20 protein-coding genes are annotated in these 20,077 nt (G+C 64.9%); 9 read left to right on the top strand and 11 right to left on the bottom strand.

What is annotated here, in order from left to right; genetic code table 11:
• Window positions 1-123: 123 nt before the first annotated feature.
• The 9 genes from ACZ1I5_RS20845 to ACZ1I5_RS20805 form a co-directional block, all read right to left on the bottom strand.
• Window positions 124-801 carry an SDR family NAD(P)-dependent oxidoreductase gene (locus ACZ1I5_RS20845; RefSeq protein ID WP_465171144.1) on the bottom strand — a complete coding sequence of 226 codons (678 nt, stop codon included), beginning with the start codon at window positions 799-801 and terminating at the stop codon, window positions 124-126.
• A complete protein-coding gene (locus ACZ1I5_RS20840) occupies window positions 798-2,024 on the bottom strand; it encodes a phytanoyl-CoA dioxygenase family protein (protein ID WP_465171143.1) in 1,227 nt (408 codons plus the stop codon). Before ACZ1I5_RS20840 ends, ACZ1I5_RS20845 begins: the two co-directional genes overlap by 4 nt.
• A gap of 539 nt (window positions 2,025-2,563) precedes the next feature.
• Complete coding sequence (locus ACZ1I5_RS20835; RefSeq protein WP_465171142.1) at window positions 2,564-3,313, bottom strand: class I SAM-dependent methyltransferase; 750 nt, start codon at window positions 3,311-3,313, stop codon at window positions 2,564-2,566.
• 25 nt (window positions 3,314-3,338) lie between these two features.
• Window positions 3,339-5,828 (bottom strand): DNA topoisomerase (ATP-hydrolyzing) subunit B, encoded by a 2,490-nt coding sequence (gene gyrB / locus ACZ1I5_RS20830; RefSeq protein ID WP_465171141.1) that lies wholly within the window; start codon window positions 5,826-5,828, stop codon window positions 3,339-3,341.
• Window positions 5,829-5,935: 107 nt separating this feature from the next.
• Complete coding sequence (locus ACZ1I5_RS20825) at window positions 5,936-6,694, bottom strand: OmpA family protein (protein WP_465171140.1); 759 nt, start codon at window positions 6,692-6,694, stop codon at window positions 5,936-5,938.
• Between the two features lie 96 nt (window positions 6,695-6,790).
• Window positions 6,791-7,993 (bottom strand): DNA replication/repair protein RecF, encoded by a 1,203-nt coding sequence (locus ACZ1I5_RS20820; RefSeq protein ID WP_465171139.1) that lies wholly within the window; start codon window positions 7,991-7,993, stop codon window positions 6,791-6,793.
• A gap of 47 nt (window positions 7,994-8,040) precedes the next feature.
• A complete protein-coding gene (locus ACZ1I5_RS20815; protein WP_465171138.1) occupies window positions 8,041-8,826 on the bottom strand; it encodes a Coq4 family protein in 786 nt (261 codons plus the stop codon).
• 302 nt (window positions 8,827-9,128) lie between these two features.
• Entirely contained in the window at window positions 9,129-10,241 is a 1,113-nt protein-coding gene (gene dnaN, locus ACZ1I5_RS20810) for a DNA polymerase III subunit beta (protein WP_465171137.1), read from the bottom strand.
• 153 nt (window positions 10,242-10,394) lie between these two features.
• Window positions 10,395-11,006: an outer membrane protein gene (locus ACZ1I5_RS20805; RefSeq protein WP_465171136.1), complete on the bottom strand. Its 612-nt coding sequence runs from the start codon at window positions 11,004-11,006 to the stop codon at window positions 10,395-10,397.
• 135 nt (window positions 11,007-11,141) lie between these two features.
• Here ACZ1I5_RS20805 and ACZ1I5_RS20800 point away from each other — a divergent pair, with 135 nt between their 5' ends.
• Window positions 11,142-11,798, top strand: coding sequence for a histidine phosphatase family protein (locus tag ACZ1I5_RS20800; protein ID WP_465171135.1), 657 nt, complete (start codon window positions 11,142-11,144; stop codon window positions 11,796-11,798).
• Window positions 11,795-12,274 carry a hypothetical protein gene (locus tag ACZ1I5_RS20795; RefSeq protein WP_465171134.1) on the top strand — a complete coding sequence of 160 codons (480 nt, stop codon included), beginning with the start codon at window positions 11,795-11,797 and terminating at the stop codon, window positions 12,272-12,274. Before ACZ1I5_RS20800 ends, ACZ1I5_RS20795 begins: the two co-directional genes overlap by 4 nt.
• On the opposite strand, the gene ACZ1I5_RS20790 is transcribed toward ACZ1I5_RS20795, so the two are convergent.
• Entirely contained in the window at window positions 12,211-13,140 is a 930-nt protein-coding gene (locus tag ACZ1I5_RS20790) for a LysR family transcriptional regulator (RefSeq protein ID WP_465171133.1), read from the bottom strand. The two genes, ACZ1I5_RS20795 and ACZ1I5_RS20790, sit on opposite strands and share 64 nt — an antisense overlap.
• Before the next feature lie 91 nt (window positions 13,141-13,231).
• Between ACZ1I5_RS20790 and ACZ1I5_RS20785 the strand changes: the two genes are divergently transcribed.
• The 3 genes from ACZ1I5_RS20785 to ACZ1I5_RS20775 all read left to right on the top strand — a co-directional run bounded on the left by ACZ1I5_RS20785 (window position 13,232) and on the right by ACZ1I5_RS20775 (window position 16,324).
• The gene (locus ACZ1I5_RS20785; protein ID WP_465171132.1) at window positions 13,232-14,185 is read left to right on the top strand and encodes an NAD-dependent epimerase/dehydratase family protein; all 954 of its coding nucleotides are present in this window, start codon (window positions 13,232-13,234) and stop codon (window positions 14,183-14,185) included.
• Between the two features lie 57 nt (window positions 14,186-14,242).
• Window positions 14,243-15,427: a dual-specificity RNA methyltransferase RlmN gene (gene rlmN, locus ACZ1I5_RS20780; RefSeq protein ID WP_465171131.1), complete on the top strand. Its 1,185-nt coding sequence runs from the start codon at window positions 14,243-14,245 to the stop codon at window positions 15,425-15,427.
• 135 nt (window positions 15,428-15,562) lie between these two features.
• Complete coding sequence (locus tag ACZ1I5_RS20775) at window positions 15,563-16,324, top strand: sulfite exporter TauE/SafE family protein (protein WP_465171130.1); 762 nt, start codon at window positions 15,563-15,565, stop codon at window positions 16,322-16,324.
• Here ACZ1I5_RS20775 and ACZ1I5_RS20770 read toward each other — a convergent pair.
• A complete protein-coding gene (locus ACZ1I5_RS20770; protein ID WP_465171129.1) occupies window positions 16,315-16,941 on the bottom strand; it encodes a DUF6445 family protein in 627 nt (208 codons plus the stop codon). The two genes, ACZ1I5_RS20775 and ACZ1I5_RS20770, sit on opposite strands and share 10 nt — an antisense overlap.
• On the opposite strand from ACZ1I5_RS20770, the gene ACZ1I5_RS20765 reads away from it, so the two are divergent.
• From ACZ1I5_RS20765 to ACZ1I5_RS20750, 4 genes are all read left to right on the top strand, one after another.
• A complete protein-coding gene (locus ACZ1I5_RS20765) occupies window positions 16,913-17,182 on the top strand; it encodes a hypothetical protein (protein WP_465171128.1) in 270 nt (89 codons plus the stop codon). The genes ACZ1I5_RS20770 and ACZ1I5_RS20765 overlap by 29 nt on opposite strands.
• 130 nt (window positions 17,183-17,312) lie before the next feature.
• Entirely contained in the window at window positions 17,313-18,053 is a 741-nt protein-coding gene (locus ACZ1I5_RS20760; RefSeq protein ID WP_465171127.1) for a cytochrome b/b6 domain-containing protein, read from the top strand.
• The gene (locus ACZ1I5_RS20755; RefSeq protein WP_465171126.1) at window positions 18,050-18,811 is read left to right on the top strand and encodes a molybdopterin-dependent oxidoreductase; all 762 of its coding nucleotides are present in this window, start codon (window positions 18,050-18,052) and stop codon (window positions 18,809-18,811) included. The genes ACZ1I5_RS20760 and ACZ1I5_RS20755 overlap by 4 nt, the downstream gene beginning before the upstream one ends.
• A 20-nt stretch (window positions 18,812-18,831) precedes the next feature.
• Window positions 18,832-20,064 carry a class I SAM-dependent methyltransferase gene (locus ACZ1I5_RS20750; protein WP_465171125.1) on the top strand — a complete coding sequence of 411 codons (1,233 nt, stop codon included), beginning with the start codon at window positions 18,832-18,834 and terminating at the stop codon, window positions 20,062-20,064.
• Window positions 20,065-20,077: the final 13 nt, after the last annotated feature.

Raw genomic sequence — 20,077 nt, 5'->3', positions numbered from 1 at the left:
CGCTGATCGAGGCGCTCGCCACGGCGGGCGTCGCGACCAGCCCCGAAGTCCGCCGCGCGTCGGGCCGCACTGGCCCCGTTTTTCATTATGCTCGCGCGCGCACCGAAATCCTGACAGTCCAATCTACCAGGGCAGCGGGGAACCGTCTGTATTGACGAAGCAGCCATTGAGCGCGGGCGTCGCCACCTCTTCCACGAAGTTCACAATCTCCACCGCCGCTTCATCGGGGCTCAGAGGCGCCTGCTCGCCTCCCATATCGGTCCTGACCCAGCCGGGATTTAGAGCTGTCGCCACGAAACCCTCTGGACCCCACTCGGCCGCGAGGTTGCGGACAATCTGGTTGAGCGCGCTTTTGCTTGCCCGATACGCCAGCATTGATCCGTCGGTGTTTCCAGACAGGGAGGCGTTGCCGGTGCTCATCATGACTATCAGCTTCCCCTCGGCAGCTAGCAACTGATGCCGCAAGGATTTCGCCAAGACCATCGGCGCTACGACGTTGACAGACAAAGTCGCTACAAAATCGTCGGGATCGAACTCACGTGTGTGGAAGGCGCGTGGTCCGAAACTCGCCGCGTTGCAGATGAGGACGTCAACAGGCCGTTGGATGCTGGCGCAGGCCGTCTCCACAGCTTTGTGATCGGCCATGTCGCAATGATGGAAGGATAGGCGCTCATGTTCCTCCGTTGCCCATGGTGGGGGGGAACGCCCAATGCCCACCACAAACCATCCAGCGCGCAGAAAAGCGCGTGCGACAGCCTCCCCAATGCCTCGATTTACTCCGGACAGAACAACCGTTTTCATGCGTTTTCAGGCAACAGCTCAAGGGCTCCCGCCTCACCGCGGCTGTCGTAATAAGCGACAGCGCCTTTCGCGAAATAATGACTCACGATCGAGAGGCGTGTTTTCTCCCGGTCGATGCGCGGACTGCCACCGTGTACAAGATTCTCATGCCAGACAAGTATCTGTCCAGCTTTGGGTCGATAGGCCGCACGTTCGTAGCCGCCTTCCTCCAACAGTCGGCGTACCTCCGCGTCAAAGATTACATAAGAGGAGTAATCTTGATCCACCTTCTCCAAGCCTAGGTCGCCGGCCCGTAACCTCTGGGATTTGTGGCTACCAGGATAAACGAACAACTCGCCCGAGTCCGGCTGAACGTCTTCCAACGCGATCCAGACACCGCACATAAAGCCGGCAGGATAGGGCGTGAGATGAATCGTGTCCTGATGAGCGTTCTGCTCCGAACCATTTACATAGGTTAAAGTCTGGCAAGCACTAGGCGTGTCGCGAAAGTGCGACTTAAGAAATGCCATAACTTCCGGATAAAGCCATATCTTTCTGCCAGCTTCAAGTCGGTGTGCTTCGTGGATGCGCTGGCTGGTCCCTTTCTCGTAATGCAGGCGGCCACTTTCGATTGCTTCGTCAAGCTCGATCGTGAACTCCTCGATCAGATCCGGTGGCAGCTGTTCGGGCAGAATGCAAAAGCCCCACCTCTCTAAATGGCGGTGCGCCCTTTCCATGTCGGCGGGTGGATCGAAGCTCAAGGGAACCTCGATAGGCTCAATTTCGTCAAACCACGCCCTGGCCCTGCCCTTCTCGTAAGGGAAGATCTTGCTATCGATCACGCGCGGTTGGATCGCGCCGGTGCCGTGAGCGCGCAGATCTTCCGCAACCTGGGCACCCAGCGGAGTATTGTTGTTCACAATGAGCGGCTTTGCGGGAAATGCCGCCCTGCTGCCGTCCGCGAAATCAACCGACACTATAGCGTTCGCAGGGCCGTTCGGCAGTAGATGCGTCATCAGATTGACTTCGATGCGCAAATCGCTCGGCGAGGAAGAGACAACGCACTCTGCCGCTCCGAACGAAGCTTCGGAACCACCTACCGAAACATTGATGCGCACTGGATCGGAGCTGGCTTCCCAGACGTGGCCCACCAGCCTTATAAGTCCAAACACCCGCACTTGATCCGACCTGTTCCCTATCCCGAGACCAGACATTCCAGGCGTGCCCATCGTGGCATTCTCCATTTGAGGTGTCTTTTTGTTTGACGGGACAGTGCTACGCAATCGCCGCAGCAAACCCAACTTCACACCATTTCTACCATGTATCCGCGCTCCTAAAGCAGCAAGCCCTCCGCCAGCTAACATTTCGAAAATCGATGAATCCGTCGGTATAGGGATCGGAAAAGCCTGCTGTAGATCGACCCGATATCGATAAAGGACGCGATATGAGTTATCAATCGTTCTACGTCCGCAAGCTTGGCGTAAATCTGCTTGAGCGCTGTCGCCCGGCCCTTGCGGTCCTTCCAGGAGGCGAAGTCATCTCGCGCAGAAAGTCCGCATCCGGGCTCTTCCGCAGAAACGCTTGCAGGTCCATCGTGTCGTTGGTCATCGGGATCTCCGCTGGTTCGAGTGTCGCAATCCAACCCTAATCGAGATCATCGACGGCCGCCTGCGCCTGCCGTGAGCACGCCGTCGACGGTCTGGCGGCGCCGTATGGTTGCGGCGGTCGCGCATCGCGTCGGCACAGGCGAGCGATCGCCCAGCACCCCCGTCTCCGCGCCGGATCAGCCCGGCTTGCGGAACTTGTAGATGAACTGGTCGGTGTGGCCGCGGATCTTCTCGTCGAACACCGGCAGGCTGTGGTCGTCGGCCGGATTGTTCAGCACCTTGCTCTCGCCGACGAACTTGAAGCCGGCGGCGATCACCTGGGCCTTCACGGCCGCGCCGTCGATGCGATGCAGCGTCTTGGTGGTGGTCAGGCCGGTGCCGGCGGCGCTGGCATGGTCGATCACGAGATAGGTGCCGCCGGGCTTCAGCAGGTTGAACACCCCCTTGTTCACTGCCGCGAGCGCGGCCTCGCCACCCGAATTGGCGACGTCGTGGTAATTCTCGACCGTCATGAACAGGTCGACCGGCGTGTCGCTGCTCGGGATGTCGGTGGCCCCGACCACGGGCGTCACGTTCGCCAGGTTCTTTGCCTTCAGCGCGTCGATCGTCGCGGTTGCCCTCGCGCCGGAGACGGCCGGCCACATCGGGTAGACATGGCCCTTGGGGCCGACCACGCCGGTCAGGATGCGAGTCCAATATCCCCGGCCCGGCAGATAATCGATCACCGTGTCGCCCGGCCCGACGCCGGCGAAGATCAGCGTCTCGGCTGCCTTGCGCCGGGCATCGTCGACGGCCTGGTCGGTCCGAGCCGGATCGGCGAGGGCGGCGGTGACGGCCTTTCTGGTCTCGGCCGCCGGATGGTCCTTCGCGATTGCCGCCGTCGCCATCAGCGCCACGATCGCGGCGCCCGTCAATGCTACCCTCATGCCCGTCTCCCTAGATTTGGATCTTCTACACGTCCAGATTCACCACGCTCAGCGCATTGTCCTGAATGAACTCCCTGCGGGGCTCAACGACATCGCCCATCAGCCGGGTGAAGATCTCGTCGGCCACATCGGCCTGCTCGATCTCGACGCGGAGCATCGACCGGTTCTGCGGATCGAGCGTGGTTTCCCACAGCTGCTCGGCGTTCATCTCGCCCAGGCCCTTGTAGCGCGAGATCGCCAGACCCTTGCGGCCGGCAAGCAGGATCGCGTCGAGCAACTGGCTCGGCCGGGCGACCATCGTCTCGCCCTTGCCGAGCGCGACGGGGGCGTCATCCTCTTCCTCGGCCGCGTCCGCTTCGGCCTGCGCCGCCGCGGCAGCTTTGGTCGAGACGAGCTTGGCGGTCTGTACGAACGCATCACCCTGTTCGGCGGCCAGTGCATGCAGCTTGCGCGCTTCGGCCGAGCCGAGGAATGCTGCCTCGATGATGTGATGATCGGTCACGCCGCGCCAGATGCGCTTGAACTGGATGCTGCCTTCCTCAGTGACCGAGGCCGACCAGCGCGCGTCCGCATCCGCCGCGTCGAGCCCACGCACCACCGTTTCGAGCAGCACGCCGCGCGCCTGGTTGGACAGGGTCGGATCGAGCACACCGCTCATCGCCAGTGCTTCGACCATGGTCGGGTCGTACCGGCGCGGAACGTACCGCATCAGCGTGCGCATGCGCCGGGCATGATCGACCAGCGAGCGCAGATCGGCGCCGCTGCGAGCGCCGCCCGCGCCTTCCAGCACGCTCGACGCAACGCCATTCTCGACCAGATATTCGTCGAGCGCGTTGTCGTCCTTCAGATAGACTTCGGATCGACCGCGCGTCGCCTTGTACAGTGGCGGCTGGGCGATGAAGAGGTGCCCATTGGTGATGATCTCGGGCATCTGCCGGTAGAAGAAGGTCAGCAACAGGGTGCGGATATGCGCACCGTCCACGTCGGCGTCGGTCATGATGACGATCTTGTGGTAGCGCAGCTTCTCGACGTTGAAATCGTCGCGGCCGATGCCGGTGCCCATCGCCTGGATCAGCGTGCCGATCTCGCGGCTCGACAGCATCCGATCGAAGCGCGCGCGTTCGACGTTCAGGATCTTGCCGCGCAACGGCAGGATCGCCTGGAAATGCCGGTCGCGGCCCTGCTTCGCCGATCCGCCGGCCGAGTCGCCCTCGACCAGGAACAGCTCGGACTTGGCCGGATCGCGCTCCTGGCAGTCGGCGAGCTTGCCGGGCAGAGAGGCGATGTCCATCACCCCCTTGCGCCGGGTCAGCTCGCGCGCCTTCTTGGCGGCCTCGCGGGCAGCGGCGGCATCGATGATCTTGGCGACGATCGACCGGCCATGCCCGGGATTCTCCTCGAGCCACTCGGCCAGCTTGTCCGCCATCAGGCTTTCCAGCGGCTGGCGCACTTCAGACGAGACCAGCTTGTCCTTGGTCTGTGAACTGAACTTGGGATCGGGCAGTTTGACCGAGACGATCGCGGTAAGGCCCTCGCGCATGTCGTCGCCGGTCAGCGTGACCTTCTCCTTCTTCAGGAGCCCGGACTTCTCGGCATAATTGTTGAGCGTTCGTGTCATCGCGGCGCGGAACGCGGCGAGGTGCGTGCCGCCATCGCGCTGCGGGATATTGTTGGTGAAGCAGAGGACATTCTCGTAATAGCTGTCGTTCCACTCCAGCGCGACGTCGATCGTCACATCGTCGCGGGTGCCCGAGATCGCCACCGGGTCCGGCATCAGCGGAACCTTGTTGCGGTCGAGATATTTCACGAACGCCGCGATACCGCCCTCGTAGAACAGCTCGATCGTCTTCAGCTCTTCGTGCCGCGCGTCGTTCAGGAACAGGCGCACGCCCGAATTGAGGAAGGCGAGCTCGCGGTAGCGATGTTCGAGCTTCTCGAAATCGAACTCGACGATCTTGAAGGTGGCGGGGCTGGGCAGGAAGGTCACCCGCGTGCCCTTGCGACCCGGCGCCGGGCCAACGATCTTGAGCGGCGCCACCGCGTCGCCGAACGCAAAGCGCATATAATGCTCGGTCTCGTCGCGCCAGATCGTCAGGTCGAGCCATTCGCTGAGTGCATTGACCACCGAGACGCCCACGCCGTGCAGGCCGCCGGATACCTTATAGGCATTGTCGTCCGAGGTGTTCTCGAACTTGCCGCCGGCATGGAGCTGAGTCATGATGACCTCGGCCGCCGACACGCCCTCTTCGGAGTGGATGCCGGTCGGAATGCCGCGGCCATTGTCGGTCACCGAGACTGAGCCGTCGGGGTTGAGCGTGATGTCGATCCGGTCGCAATGACCGGCCAGCGCCTCGTCGATCGCATTGTCGGAAACCTCGAACACCATGTGGTGGAGGCCCGAACCATCGTCGGTATCGCCGATATACATGCCGGGACGTTTGCGGACCGCGTCGAGGCCCTTCAGCACCTTGATTGAATCAGCGCCGTAATCGTTCGTGTTGGGATCTTCTGCCATGCCAAGCATATAGGGATTGAGGCGCGGAAACGGAAGCAAAATGCCATGTTGGGACGGCCGCCCGCGCCCGGCGGACGACCGTCCCGAAACATCCGGTTTTCAGCAGCTTAATCGGCGCGGGCGAAGCGGTCCGCACGCTGGCCGAGCAAGGTCACTTCGACCCGGCGATTCTGCCGCATGCCGGCTGCCGTGGCATTGGTGGCGACGGGATCCGCCTCGCCATGCCCGACCACCGCGAACCGCGCCCGCGTCACGCCCAGCTCGTCAAAGGCGGTGCGCACGCTGGCCGCGCGACGCTCCGACAGGTCCTGATTGTGCGCATCGGTGCCGCGGCTGTCGGTATAGCCGTCGATCGCGACGCGCACACCCGGTTCGGCGCGCAGATAGGAAGCGAGCGGCCGCAGCTTCTCGATCGCGCCGGGGCGCAGCACCGCGCTGTCGGTCTTGAACAGCACGTCTTCCTGCAGCCGAAGCGTGGCGCCGCGCGACGTCTGGCGGAAGCCATAGCCGCGCATCGCGCCGCGATCCCATCCGCCGCCACGTTCCTCGACCACGACGGTGCGGTCGCGCGAGCTCCAGTCGAACCGGTCGCGACGCTGGCCGGCGACCTGCGCAAAGGCGCGATTGGCGGCGTTGGCCTCGCGCGGGCTGACCCGTCCGTCATGGTTGAAGTCGAAATTGCGCATCACGAAGGCGCGGCCGCGATTGGTCGCGCGCAATTCGCGATAGAGGATCGGCACGCCGGCGCCGACCAGGCCGTATTCGCGGTCGCCCTGGCGTCCGCCGCCCCAATCCCAGCGATCCTGGGCAAGGGCGGGGCTGGAGCCCGCGGTAAGCGCGGTCGCGGCGATCGCTATGGCTTTCATTGGGTTCTTCACTGTTCTTCTCCATGGCCCCCGCCATGAAGAGGTTTCTGCCATCCGGCGCTTGAACGCGGTGTGAGCCGACCCGACAGGCGAGGTTCAGCGTGCGCCCTGGCCGATCGTCATGCGGAACGCGTCGGGCCCGACCTCGTCGAACAGGGCGGATTCAGTGCCCGTCATCCATATCTGGCCCTTGCCCGCGAGCCGCTCGAACAGCGCGGCGCGGCGGAACGGATCGAGGTGCGCGGCGACTTCGTCGAGCAACAGGATCGGCGCCTGGCCGGTGCGCTCCGCGACCAGATCGGCATGGGCGAGCACCACGCCGAGCAGCAGCGCCTTTTGCTCGCCGGTCGAACACAGGGCCGCTGCCTGGCCCTTGCCGAGATGGGTGACCGCGAGGTCGGTGCGATGCGGGCCGACCAGCGTGCGCCCGGCAGCAGTGTCGCGGCGGCGGCCCTGGGCGAGATCGACGGCGAGCGTATCGCCCGCGCCGGTCCATCCTTCCAGCGCGAGGCCTGCGCGGGCGAACGGGCCCTCCGGCTGATCCGCCAGCCTTTCGGCCAGCGCAGCGACCGCATCGCGGCGTGCCGAATCGATCGCCACGCCATGCTCGGCCATCTGCGCCTCGAGCGCGTTCAGCCATTCCGGGTCGGCCGCGCGCGCGCCTTCGTTCGCTTCGGCAAGCAGCCGGTTGCGCGCCCGCATCGCCGCTTCGTAGCGGTTGGAATGGACCGCATGGCCGGGGTTCAACGCGAGAGTCAGCCGGTCGAGGAAACGCCGACGTTCGCTCGCTGGTTCGACGAACAAGCGGTCCATCGCCGGGGTCAGCCACAGGATGGTCAGCCATTCGGCGAGCGCGGTCGCGGCAACTGGCGCGCCCTGGATTCGGACGATGCGGCGCTCGGGTGCGGAGGGCTGGGCGCCGGTGGCGATACTGACCTCCCCTCCCGCTTGCGGGAGGGGTCGGGGGAGGGCCTGTCCAGTTAAGACGACGTCTGTTGACATGCCCTCCCCTAGCCCCTCCCCTAGCCCCTCCCCTAGCCCCTCCCGCAAGCGGGAGGGGGACGGAGAAACCGATAGAAGCGTTGCCGCTACGCCAAACCCGCCGCTACCCCCCTGCCGCGCCATCTCGCCCAGCGCCGCGCGCCGCAGCCCGCGCCCGGGGGCAAGCAGCGACACGGCTTCCAGGATATTGGTCTTGCCCGCGCCATTCTCGCCGGTCAGCACGACGAAGCCCCGCCCGGGCTCGATCGCGGTGTCGGCGTGATTGCGGAAATCAGTGAGGACCAGGCGCGACAGCATTGCCAGCGCCTTAGCCCAGTTCGTAGCCAGCTAGCGAGTGCCGCGGATCAGGCGGCGAGTTGCTCAGCGGCGGCCTTTTCCTTGCGCGCGCTGAGATAGGACGCCATTTCCGCACCCAGCTGGCGCTGCGCATGCAGATAGGCGGTCGGCGTCACGATGCCGAGCCGGGCCCGCGCCGCATCGAGCGGTTCGTGCATCAGCTTCAGATAATCCTCGCCGGAGATCCACTTGGCCTTGCGGCCGTTGCGATAGCCCTCGATCACCGCCTTGGCGAACAGCGTGCCGCCGGTGACGCGCAGGCTCTTCAGCGCCGCCGCGCCGCCGATGAATGCCCAGCCTAGCCCGCCGACCTGGGCATAGCTGAACGCGACCAATGCCGCCTCGCCCATGCTTTCGTCGGCCTTGTAGCCGGTCAGCACATGCCAGATGTCGTGGGTGTCGCGCGTCCGCCGCCCGAACCAGGCATAGGGGTGGCGCATGTCCTCTTCGCGATTGATCTTGCTGATATCGGCAAGGCCATCGGCGGAGTAACCGGTCGTCTCGAGGAAGGTGCGATAGGCCGCGCCGACCGTGCCCGGCGCGAACGACGCGACAAAGGCCTTGTCGATGAAACGCTCGGCCAGTTCGACCCGCTCATAGGCCATGCGCCCGCCTTCTTCGGTGGCGATGAAACGTCCGTAATTGTTCGCGGTGCTGCCGACATTCAGGGCGCGCATGATGCGGAACACCTGAGTCGTGTCATCGCCATTGGCCAGCAACTTGCGGATCGCGTCGAACGCCGTCCGCCAGTCGCGACGTCCGGTGGTACCGGGAAAGGGAGGAAGCTTAGCCATCGACTCGATCCTTACTGACAAGAGTGTCAATAGCTCGCCGGAGCCGACGGGTCAAGCTGCCCCCGAGTCGATGTGCACGAAGACGCAAAGGGACATTGTGAGCGGATGGGCCGCCATGAAACGACTCATCTTCATGCCGTCGCGTGATCCATTCCGAACGTATCTGACACGACGCGGCCAGTCAGGACGGATTGAGTTCCAACACCTACCCGGCCAGCGAGAATGTCACAGCATCATCGGCCCCGGAATCGGTCAGGGGCGACGAACAAGCAGAGATTACGCTATAGCGCAGATGCCCGCGGTCACACCCGCATCGGCATCAATACGTACAGCGCGGACGACTTGTCGTTCTCGCGGATCAGGGTCGGCGCGGCGGCGTCGGCGAGGTGGACCTCGATCGTGTCGCCGTCGAGCTGGCCGAGAATGTCGAGCAGGTACCGGCTGTTGAAGCCGATCTCGAACGGCATCGCGGCGTAATCGCCCGGCACTTCCTCGGCGGCGGTGCCGTTTTCGGGGCTCGTCACCGACAAGGTGATCTTGTCGCGGTCGAGCGCCATCTTCACCGCGCGTGTCTTCTCGGTCGCGATGGTCGACACGCGGTCGACGCCTTCCTCGAAGCTGCGCGGATCGATCTTCAGGATCTTGTCGTTGCCGGTCGGGATGACGCGGCTGTAATCCGGGAAGGTGCCGTCGATCAGCTTCGACGTCAGCAGCGCCTGGCCCAGGTCGAAACGGATCTTGGTCGGCGACAGCGATACGCCGACCGATCCGTCGATCTCGTCGAGCAGCTTGCGCAGCTCGGCGACGCATTTCCGCGGGATGATCACGTCGGGCATGCCCTCGGCGCCGTCAGGGCGCGGCATGGTCACGCGGGCGAGGCGGTGGCCGTCGGTCGCGGCTGCCTTCAGCACTGGCAGCGGGTCGTCCGAGACGTGCCAGAAGATGCCGTTGAGGTAATAACGCGTCTCTTCGGTCGAGATGGCGAAGCGGGTCTTGTCGATGATCTGCTTCAGGGTTTCGGCGGGCAGCTCGAACGAGACGGGCAGTTCCCCTTCCGCGATCACCGGGAAATCGTCGCGCGGCAGGGTGCCGAGCTGGAACCTGGCGCGGCCGGCCATGATCGTCATCTTGCCGTCGGCGGCGGCGAGGCTGACCTGGCTGCCCTCGGGCAGCTTGCGCGCGATGTCGAACAAGGTGTGGGCGGAAACGGTGGTCGCGCCGGGCTGGTCGACCGCAGCGGAAACGGTCTCGTTGATCTGCAGGTCGAGGTCGGTCGCCATCAGCTTGAGGCCGCCGTCCGACGTCGCTTCGATCAGCACGTTGGACAGGATCGGGATCGTATTCCGGCGCTCCACCACTGACTGAACGTGGCTGAGGCCCTTCAACAATGTCGCGCGTTCGATCGTCGCCTTCATCTCATTCCCCCGGGCCGCCGCCCATTTCCGTCCCTCCGAGCATGCGCACCGGGGGCAATCCTACGTCTCCTTTCCTTAACGATAAAAGGGGCCGGGGCAAGCGCCCCGACCCCTTGTTTTACGCCTGTAAACAGACGGATTGAGTCGGAAAGGTCAGAAACGATAGCCGATACCGGCCAGCACCTGATTGCGGTTGGCGTCGATGTCATAGTCCTTGGCTTCGCTGTAATGCGAGTAGCGGTATTCCGCCTTCACATAGGCCCGCGGGGTGACATTATATTCGACGCCGGCGCCGAGACGGTAGCCGTCGAGGTTGGTATGATCCTCGATGCGGGCCGTGCCGACGGTATAGTCGGTGTTGATCCGGGCGTTGGTGTAACCGGCCTTGGCGTAGATCAGCGCACGGGGCGACGCGACGAAGCCGATGCGGCCGCCGGCATAAAGGTCGCGACCGGCACCGATGCGGATTCGGTCGCCCGCGGTCAGGATGTCGGTGGCACGGACCTTGGTGGTCGAACCGGTGATCTCACCCTCGACGCCGAGCACGACACCGCCGACCTGCGCGTCATAACCGAGCGCGCCGCCATAGACGAAGCCGTCCTTGCCGGTCGAATCGTCGCCGCCGCCGCTGAGATTGTCGTAGCCGCCGAGCGCTTCGACACGCACGCCGGTGAAGGGGGCCTTTTCCGAATCCTGGGCGAAGGCGGGGGCTGCCAGGCCAAGACCGAGAGCGGCGGTGGCGGCGGTGAGAACAAGCTTACGCATACGATGACTCCATTGGACAGCCGGCGATGTTGAGCCGGGAAGCGTCAAATAGGGGGGCGCGACCGAGCTTGCATGAACCTCAGATAAACAAGGAAATCCGTTGCTTTTGCGCCACACGGGGTTGAAATGCGGCCCATGGATTCCAAGGCAGCGGGCGCTCCGAGACGACGGGGCAGGGACTTTATCGCGCGGCACGGCGAAACCGTGTTCAACATCGCGGGAAGATTGCAGGGCGATCACCTTCATACGCCGCTGACGCGCGCCGGATTCGCTCAGGCCGACGAAATGGGCCGGGCCTTGCGCGCCGAACTCGGCCCGAAACCCGCGCTCACTCTGTGGGCCTCGTCGACCGGCCGGGCCCTGCAGACCCTTGCGGTGATTTGCGAGCATCTCGAGCTCGACTGGCATCAGGCAAGGACCGATGCGCGCCTCGTCGAGATCGGCATGGGCAGCTGGGGCGGGCGCTATTACACCGATGTGGTGGCCGAGGTCGGGCCGGTGTTCGATCCGGTGCACCAGATGCTGGCGCCCTCGCCGGACGGCGAAGTCTATCATCAGATCGTCGAGCGCGTCTCGGGCTGGCTGACCGATACCGACCAGGATCCGGGCGACCGGCTGGTGATCATGCACGGCATCTCCAGCCGGGTGATGCGTGGGGTGATGACGGGCGCGCCGGATATTCCCGCCCTCGGCGCCCCCGCCGCGCCGGGCCTGCCGCAGGGATCGGTGGTGATGGTCGAAGGCGGCGTCGAGACGGTCGTCCATACCGGCACGGGCTATTCGCCGGCGTGAAACGGGCGCTGTTCCTGCTCCTGCTGGTGGCTGCGCCCGCCGCCGGGCGCGAGTCGCTCGGCATTTTCGACCATTGGGGCGCCTTTTCCGATGCCTCGCCCCGGCGCTGCTTCGCGATCGCCGAACCGATGGCGCGGGGCCACGCGGCCGGCTGGCGACCTTTTGCCAGCATCGCGACCTGGCCGGGCCGGGCCGCGCGCAACCAGCTCCATGTCCGCCTCAGCCGCGAACGCGATCCGCGCGCCCGGGTGACGCTGTCGGTCGGGGAGCGCCGCTTCGAGCTGATCGCCGGCAATGCCGATGCCTGGGCGCCGGATTCGCGCACGGACGCGGCGGTCGTGGCGGCGATCCGCTCGGGCCGGAGCATGAGCGTCGAGACCCTGGGCAAGGGCGGCCAGCCCTTTGCCGATGTCTATCCCTTGCGCGGTGCCGCGACGGCGATCGACGCCGCGACCCTGGGCTGCGCGCGCAGATAATCGATCAGCCCCTCGGCCAGATGGTCGAAGGTCGCCCTGATCCGCGCCACGCCGCGCATGTCCTCGTGCATCACCACCCAGGTATCGAGATCGAGGTCGAACGCGTCGGGCATCACCCGGGCCAGCGCGGGATCGCGTGCGGCGAGCGGGATCTGGCAGATGCCGATGCCGATCCCGGCGCGAATCGCGGCAAGCTGGGCGAGGTCGCTGTCGCTGCGGAAGATGAAGTCCTCGCGGCCGATCCGGTACCGGGCCTGTAGGGCGCGCAGCGTGGTGTTGTCATGCTCGACCCCGATGATGCCGATCGCGCGGAGCTCGTCGAACGTTCGCGGCGTGCCGTGTGCCGCGAGATAGTCGGCGCGGGCGTGCAGCCCCAGCGGCACCGCGCCGATCCGCCGTGCGACCAGCGCATTCTGGGTCGGGCGGACCATGCGGATCGCGATATCGGCCTCGCGGCGCAGCATGTCCTCGTTGCGGTTGCTCGGCGACAGTTCGAACACCAGCGCGGGATGCATGCGGCGCAGCGATGCGAGGATCGGCGGCAGCACCTCGACCGCGATGATTTCGCTGGCCGAGATGCGCACCGTGCCCCCGATCTCCTGCGCGCCCGCCGATCCGGCACGCACAAAGGCATCGGCGGCCATCGCCATCGCTTCGGCATGATCGCGCAGCGCCATCGCTGCCTCGGTCGGCTGTAAGCCGCCGGCCGAGCGGGTGAACAGCGGCACGCCGAGCGACGCCTCCAGCTCCTCGATTCGCCGCCGCACCGTCGGCTGCGCGACCGACAATGCGCGCGCCGCGGCGGAAAGGCTGCCCTCGCGCAGCACGGCGAGAAAAGCGCGCTGGCGCTCCCAATCGATGTTCATCAAAAATGTATAGGCCGACTCTATCTCCCTGACAATTTTCAATGAGGTCGAGTCGCCGCATATCACCGCCATCAACGTGATGGAGGCAGCAATGACGAACGGAAAGACGGCCCTGGTGCTCGGCGCAACGGGCGGCGTGGGCGGTGAGACGGCACGCGCGCTGATCGCGCATGGCTGGACGGTGCGTGGCCTGACCCGCACGCCGCGCTCGAGCGACGACGGCATCGAGTGGATCACCGGCGACGCGCTCGACCGCGACGCGGTGATGCGGCCGGCCAGGGGCGTCTCGGCGATCGTCCATGCGGTGAACCCGCCGGGTTATCGCGACTGGGAAAAGCTGGTGATGCCGATGCTCCACAACAGCATCGCGGCGGCCGAAAGCGCCGGCGCCCGGCTGGCGCTGCCAGGCACCATCTACAATTACGATCCGCGCTCGATACCTGTCGCACGGGAAGATTCGCCCCAGCGGCCGAACACAAAAAAGGGCGCGTGGCGCGTCGAGATGGAGCGGGCGATCGAGCAGGCGTGCGATCGCAGCATGCGCGCGGTGATCCTGCGGGCCGGCGACTTCTTCGGGCCGCGGCCGGGCAATAGCTGGCTGTCGCAGGGGCTGGTAACGCCGGGCAAGCCGGTGAAACGCATAATGTATCCCGGGTCGCGCGGCGTCGGCCATGCTTGGGCCTATCTGCCCGATGTCGCGGAGACCTTTGCGCGGCTGCTCGATCGCGATGCCGATCTGCCGGCCTTTGCCCGCTATCATTTCCGCGGCGTCTGGGATGGCGACGGCACCGTCATCGTCGAGGCGATCCGCGCCGCCACGGGCAATCCCGGCATCAAGCAGGGCGGCTTTCCCTGGGCGCTGCTGCCGCTGATCGCGCCGTTCAACGCCACGATGCGCGAGATGATCGAGATGCGGCCCTATTGGCAACACCCGGTCGAACTCGACAATCGGGCGCTGGTCGAGATGCTGGGCGAGGAGCCGCACACGCCGCTGGCCGAGGCAATGACGACGACCCTTCGGGCACTGGAATGCGGGGTGGAGTAGAAAAACCCGACGAAATCGCCTATGTGCGCCGCCATGCTTGATATCCCGACGCACTCCATGCCCATCCCCGGGCACATCGACCCCGTGCCCGTCCCCCGCGCGCCGACCCTGCGCGAGGACGGCAAGGTCGACCTGATCGGCCTGCCGCGCGAGGCGATTCGTGCCGCGCTGGAAGAAGCGGGCATGGAACCGAAACAGGCCAAGCTGCGCGCCAAGCAGCTGTGGCACTGGATGTACAATCGCGGCGTGACCGAGTTCACGACGATGACCGACATCTCCAAGACTCAGCATCCCTGGTTCGCCGAACGCTTCGTGATCGGCCGGCCCGAGGTGGTCGAGGCACAGGTCTCGACCGACGGCACGCGCAAATGGCTGCTGCGCTCGCCCGACGGGCAGGATTACGAGATGGTGTTCATCCCCGATGCGGATCGGGGGACGCTCTGCGTGTCGAGCCAGGTCGGCTGCACGCTCAACTGCCGCTTCTGCCACACCGGCACGATGCGGCTGGTGCGCAACCTGACCGCGGGCGAGATCGTCGGCCAGGTCATGCTCGCGCGCGACGGCCTGGGCGAATGGCCGAGCCAGCCCGAGGGGCGCATGCTCACCAACATCGTGATGATGGGCATGGGCGAGCCATTGTATAATTTCGATGCGGTGCGCGACGCGCTGAAGCTGGTGATGGACGGCGACGGGCTTGCCCTGTCGAAGCGTCGCATCACCCTCTCCACCTCGGGCGTGGTGCCGATGATGGCGCGTGCCGGCGCCGAGATTGGGGTGAACCTCGCCGTCTCGCTCCACGCCGTGACCAAGGAAGTCCGCGACGAGATCGTCCCGATCAACCGCAAATACGGCATTGAGGAATTGCTCCAGGCCTGCGCCGATTATCCCGGTGCCAACAATGCCCGGCGCATCACCTTCGAATATGTCATGCTTCGCGACAAGAACGACAGCGATGCCGATGCGCATGAGCTGGTCCGGCTGATCCGCCATTACCGCCTGCCCGCCAAGGTGAATTTGATTCCGTTCAACCCCTGGCCCGGCGCGCCCTATGAATGCTCGACGCCCGAGCGGATCCGCAGCTTCTCGAGCATCATCTTCGAAGCCGGCATCTCGGCCCCGGTGCGCACGCCGCGCGGGCGCGACATCGACGCCGCCTGCGGCCAGCTCAAGACCGCGTCGGAGAAGAAGAGCCGCGCCGAGCTCGATCGCCAGGCCGAGGAAAAGCTCGCGGCGCTTGGCTGACCTTTTGCGTCAATATCTTCCGTTCGTGCTGAGCTTGTCGGGCCGAAGGCGGCCGGAGGCCAACCACTGCTCTTCCTTTGCCGGCCGCGGAAAAGAAGAGCAGCCCTTCGACAAGCTCAGGGCGAACGGAGGGTGATGGTGCCTGCGCTAACCTCTCTGGCCCTCGCCGCCGGTGCCGGGCTGCTCGCCGGCGCGATGAACGCGCTGGCCGGCGGGGGCACCTTCGCCACCATGCCGACCCTGATCGCCCTCGGCCTGCCCTCCCCCGTCGCCAATGCGACGAGCAACGTCGCGCTTCAGCCCGGGCTCGGCGCCAGCGCCTGGGCCTATCGCAAGGATCTGGGGCCGCTCGCCGGTTTCTCCATGCCGGTGCTCGCCGCGATCACCTTTGCCGGGGGCCTGGCCGGCAGCCTGTTGCTCGTCGCGACGCCGGCGCGGCTGTTCGACATGGTCGTGCCCTGGCTGCTCCTGCTTGCCACGATCGTGCTCGCCTTTGGCCAGCGCGCGGCGGTGGCGCTGCACCGGCGCGTCACGATCGGCCCGAAGACGCTGGTCATCGCGCAGATCCTGCTCGGCATCTATGGCGGCTATTTCGGCGGCGGGGTGGGGCTGATGATGACGGCGGCGTTCGGGCTGCTCGCGCATCAGGAACCGCACAAGATGGCCGGCGCGCGCACCCTGATGGTGGCGACCGCCAATGCGGCGGCGGCGCTGATCTTCATCATCGCCGGCATGGTGCGCTGGATCTACTGCATTCCGATGCTGATCGGCGCGATCGTCGGCGGCTATCTCGGCGCGCGGCTCGGGCAGATCCTGCCGCCGCTGGTCATCCGGATCTGGACCCTGCTGATCACCGCGGTGACGACGGCGGTGTTCTTCTGGCGCGCCTACGCCTGAGCGGCGGGCGCGGCGGCGAAGAACATCAGATGGACCAGCCGGCCATTGTCCGGCCGGTCGCCGAAGGCGGCGCCCGAATTATGGAACATCCACGGGCTGAACAGGATCAGCCGGTTGAAGCGCATCGGCACCGTCATGGTCTTTTCCCACCGTGAGGGCTTCAGCGTGTCCTGGTTGACCACTTCCTCGATCAGCCGGTTGATGTCGGTATAGCCCGCGGCAAACACACCGGCCTCGGTCTGGGGCACGCGTTCGAGCCCGGTCGGGCGATGGCTGAAGAAATCGGTGCCGCCGCGGCAATGCTCGGGCAGCGAGAGATAGAGGATGCCCGAATAGAAACAGGGATCGATATGGACGCCGCTCGCGCCCTTGTCGCCTTTCAGGGTCAGGCGGCAATGCTGGTGCGTCGTCCCGGCAGCGGGTTGTAACCGAACGCCCGTCCGCGACGAAACAGCATCGTCGAGGCCGGCGATCGGCAGCGGCCGGGTGGAGAGAAGCCCCGGATAATTGCCCTTCTTGAAGGCCGGATCATAATCGAGCGCCAGCGCCTGGGCGCGAAAGCTCAGGGGATCGCGCAGGAAATCATCGATGACCATCAGCGACGGCAGCATGGCCATGGCATGGCAGATTTGCCCACCTCGGGGAACGCCGGTTTTTCCCTGCTATCGAGCGATAACAGCGAAAGAACAGGGAAATATTTTATTTTCTTGTTTTTCGGGCACGAAAACCGTCATTTTTCACGATATTATTCTGCTAAAACAACGGGATATGCTACACTTCCCTGATGTGCGGAACAGCGAAATCCGATGCGGGAACAGGGAAAATTCCGGAACAGCGTTAAGCCCTGAACGCGTTTGACGATGAGAAACAGCAGCGCGGGCCGAAGATCTCGCGCGGTGCCCCCGTTGCACAAAGAGTGACGCGATTGAATCGACCCGGGCCCGATTGCGGCTCTACAACGGGCCCGAAATAAGGATATGCAACCGCCATGGATGATGCGCCCTTATCCCCCGAGACCGAGGCCGCGCGGCCAACAGGGGTGATCTACCGCCATGGGCTGGCGACGCGGCTGTGGCACTGGGTCAACGCCGTCACGATCTTCATCCTGCTCGGCAGCGGGCTGATGATCTTCAACGCGCATCCGCATCTCTATTGGGGTCTCTACGGCGCGAATTACGATCATGCCTGGCTGACCCTGCCGCAATGGCCCGGCTGGCTGACCATCCCGGCGAACTACAATCTCGCCATCGCCCGGCGCTGGCATTTGCTGTTCGCGCTGCTGTTCGGCTTCGGCCTGTTGTTCTTCATGGTGGCGAGCCTGATCAACCGGCATTTCCAGCGCGACCTGCGCGTCCGGGCCACCGAGTTGACGCCGCGCAGCCTGCTCCATGACCTGCGCGAGCATGTCGCGCTGCGCTTCCACGATCCGGAAAATCCGGGCGCGTTCAACATCTTCCAGAAGCTGTCCTATGTGCTGGTGATCTTCGTGCTGATCCCGCTGATGATCCTGACCGGCCTGACCATGTCGCCGGGCATGAACGCGGCCTGGCCCTGGCTGCTCGACCTGTTCGGCGGGCGGCAATCGGCGCGGTCGATCCATTTCATCGTCGCGGCCGCGCTGACCGGGTTCATCATCGTCCATCTCGCGCTCGTGATCATCGCCGGGGCCTGGAACGAAGTGCGATCGATGATCACCGGTCGCTGGACCATCCCGGAGGATGAGGCATGAGCCGCATCATCACCCGCCGCGCCCTGATCACCAGCGCGGCCGTCGGCGGCGCCGGCCTGCTGACGGGTTGCGACAAGGTCGCGAACGACCCGGGATTTCGCAAGATCCTGTTCGCGGGCGAGAAGATGAACCTGGGGCTGCAGCGCGCGCTGATGAATCGCGACGCGCTCGCCCCTGAATTCCGCCCCGACCAGATGTCGCCGCGCTTCCGCACCAATGGGACGCGCAACCCCAATACGCCCGATTATACCGCGATGCTGGCGGAGCGTTTCGCGCAGTGGCGGCTCCAGGTCGGCGGGCTGGTCGCGCGCCCGCTCAGCCTGTCGCTGGCGCAGATCCGCGCGATTCCGGCCCGAACCCAGATCACCCGGCACGATTGTGTCGAAGGGTGGAGCGCGATCGGCAAATGGCATGGGCCGATGCTCGGCACGATCCTGAAGGCAGCGGGGCTCAGGTCCGATGCGCGCTATATCGTGTTCACCTGCGCCGACCTGTTCAGGGGCAAGAATTATTACGAATCGATCGACGTGATCGATGCCTTCCATCCCCAGACCATCCTCGCCTGGGCGATGAACGATGCGGTGCTCGATGTCGGGCACGGCGCGCCGATTCGCCTGAGGGTGGAGCGCCAGCTTGGCTACAAGCACGCCAAATATGTCATGCGCATCGATGCGGTCGCTTCGCTGGCCGGAATCGGCAAGGGCAAGGGCGGCTATTGGGAGGACAATGTCGATTACGATTGGTATGCTGGCATCTGATTGTTAGGAGCCCATTTTATATGGCTCTGATCGATCGATTCCTCGCCGCTCGCGTCAAGCGCGGACAGCTTACCGTCCATCACGCCAACGGCACCGTCAGGGTGTTCGGCAAGCCGGATCCCGATCCGGATTTCCCGAACGTGACGATCCGCTTCACCGACAATGGCGCGGCCAATTTCATCACGCGTCATCCCAGCCTGGGGGCGGGGGAGGCCTATATGCAGGGCCGGATGGCGGTGGATGGCGAAGACATCATGGGCCTGGTCAAGCTGATGACCGCCAATGACCTGTGGGAACATGGCCTTGGCGGCCTCCATCCCAGCCGCGCCCGCCGAGCGGTCGGCGCGGTCACCCACCGCATCAGCCGAATCAACATGGCGCGCCGCTCGAAGAAGAATGTCGCGCACCATTATGATCTCAGCGACCGGCTGTACGATCTCTTCCTTGACGCCGACCGCCAGTACAGCTGCGCCTATTTCACGGATCCGGCCAATAGCCTTGAACAGGCCCAGGCGGACAAAAAGGCGCATATCGCTGCCAAGCTCGCGCTGAAGCCGGGCATGACGGTGCTCGATATCGGCTGCGGCTGGGGCGGCATGGCGCTCTACCTGCACGAGAAGACCGGCGCCAGCGTGCTCGGCGTCACCCTGTCGGAGGAGCAACTCAAGGTTGCCCGGCGCCGTGCCGAGGAAGCCGGCGTCGCCGACAAGGTGACGTTCGAGCTGATCGATTATCGGCACGTGACGGGCAAGTTCGACCGCATCGTCTCGGTCGGCATGTTCGAACATGTCGGCCCGGCGCACTACCGGACCTTCTTCAGGCAGTGCCGCAACCTGCTGACCGATGACGGCGTGATGCTGCTCCACACGATCGGCCGCGCAGGTGGGCCGGGCGTGACCGACGACTGGACCGCGAAATATATCTTCCCGGGCGGCTACAACCCGGCCTTGTCGGAGATCGTGCGGGCGCATGAGGGGCTGCGGTTCTTCCTCACCGACGTCGAGGTGCTGCGGCTGCATTATTCCTACACGATCGACCACTGGTACGAACGCACCGTCGCGGCGCGCGACGCCATCGTCGCGCTGTATGACGAGCCCTTCTATCGCATGTGGCAATTCTACCTGGCCGGTGCTTCCTGTGCGTTCCGCTATGGCGGCATGGTCAATTACCAGCTGCAATATGCCAAGAATCGCCACGCCTTGCCGATTACGCGCGACTATATGATCGAGGGCGAGCAGGCGATGCGGACCTAGAGCAAACTTAGCT

Source organism: Sphingomonas sp. BL-S-30 (genome assembly GCF_055521475.1).
The sequence above is the reverse complement of the archived record's forward strand: the minus strand, read 5'-3'. Positions and strand labels throughout refer to the sequence as shown.

Coding starts and splice junctions, on each gene's coding strand:
- ACZ1I5_RS20845 (WP_465171144.1), bottom strand. CDS start 801: ATGAAAACGGTTGTTCTGTCCGGAGTAAATCGAGGCATTGGGGAGGCT.
- ACZ1I5_RS20840 (WP_465171143.1), bottom strand. CDS start 2,024: ATGGAGAATGCCACGATGGGCACGCCTGGAATGTCTGGTCTCGGGATA.
- ACZ1I5_RS20835 (WP_465171142.1), bottom strand. CDS start 3,313: ATGAGGGTAGCATTGACGGGCGCCGCGATCGTGGCGCTGATGGCGACG.
- gyrB (WP_465171141.1), bottom strand. CDS start 5,828: ATGGCAGAAGATCCCAACACGAACGATTACGGCGCTGATTCAATCAAG.
- ACZ1I5_RS20825 (WP_465171140.1), bottom strand. CDS start 6,694: ATGAAAGCCATAGCGATCGCCGCGACCGCGCTTACCGCGGGCTCCAGC.
- ACZ1I5_RS20820 (WP_465171139.1), bottom strand. CDS start 7,993: ATGCTGTCGCGCCTGGTCCTCACTGATTTCCGCAATCACGCCGACACC.
- ACZ1I5_RS20815 (WP_465171138.1), bottom strand. CDS start 8,826: ATGGCTAAGCTTCCTCCCTTTCCCGGTACCACCGGACGTCGCGACTGG.
- dnaN (WP_465171137.1), bottom strand. CDS start 10,241: ATGAAGGCGACGATCGAACGCGCGACATTGTTGAAGGGCCTCAGCCAC.
- ACZ1I5_RS20805 (WP_465171136.1), bottom strand. CDS start 11,006: ATGCGTAAGCTTGTTCTCACCGCCGCCACCGCCGCTCTCGGTCTTGGC.
- ACZ1I5_RS20800 (WP_465171135.1), top strand. CDS start 11,142: ATGGATTCCAAGGCAGCGGGCGCTCCGAGACGACGGGGCAGGGACTTT.
- ACZ1I5_RS20790 (WP_465171133.1), bottom strand. CDS start 13,140: ATGAACATCGATTGGGAGCGCCAGCGCGCTTTTCTCGCCGTGCTGCGC.
- ACZ1I5_RS20785 (WP_465171132.1), top strand. CDS start 13,232: ATGACGAACGGAAAGACGGCCCTGGTGCTCGGCGCAACGGGCGGCGTG.
- rlmN (WP_465171131.1), top strand. CDS start 14,243: ATGCCCATCCCCGGGCACATCGACCCCGTGCCCGTCCCCCGCGCGCCG.
- ACZ1I5_RS20775 (WP_465171130.1), top strand. CDS start 15,563: ATGGTGCCTGCGCTAACCTCTCTGGCCCTCGCCGCCGGTGCCGGGCTG.
- ACZ1I5_RS20765 (WP_465171128.1), top strand. CDS start 16,913: ATGACCATCAGCGACGGCAGCATGGCCATGGCATGGCAGATTTGCCCA.
- ACZ1I5_RS20770 (WP_465171129.1), bottom strand. CDS start 16,941: ATGGCCATGCTGCCGTCGCTGATGGTCATCGATGATTTCCTGCGCGAT.
- ACZ1I5_RS20760 (WP_465171127.1), top strand. CDS start 17,313: ATGGATGATGCGCCCTTATCCCCCGAGACCGAGGCCGCGCGGCCAACA.
- ACZ1I5_RS20755 (WP_465171126.1), top strand. CDS start 18,050: ATGAGCCGCATCATCACCCGCCGCGCCCTGATCACCAGCGCGGCCGTC.
- ACZ1I5_RS20750 (WP_465171125.1), top strand. CDS start 18,832: ATGGCTCTGATCGATCGATTCCTCGCCGCTCGCGTCAAGCGCGGACAG.